We start from the raw sequence: 216 nt of genomic DNA on the forward strand, positions 1-216 counted from the left end.
CTTCTTTTCCAGATAACCAGCTATCGGCCCTTCACCATTCAAGGGGTGCACCAGTTCGATCTGGGTTTCCGGCAGTGGGAAAAAGGCCGTGCTGGTCTTTGCCGCCACAACGTCTTCCGTGCCATTGAAGGTTAGTCCAAAGTCTTCCATAAAGCGCTTAATCGCCTTCTCGAAGTCCGGTACGGCAATGGCGATATGATCAAGTGCGGTAATCAT

The 216-nt window shown here is 51.4% G+C and carries 1 protein-coding gene; it reads right to left on the bottom strand.

Going from position 1 to position 216, the window contains the following annotated elements:
- A partial coding sequence (locus A3709_RS19565) for a VOC family protein (protein WP_197484309.1) occupies positions 1–216 on the bottom strand: 216 nt, incomplete at both ends.

Origin of the sequence: Halioglobus sp. HI00S01, assembly GCF_001635445.1 — a bacterium.
GTDB classification, from domain to species: domain Bacteria; phylum Pseudomonadota; class Gammaproteobacteria; order Pseudomonadales; family Halieaceae; genus Halioglobus; species Halioglobus japonicus.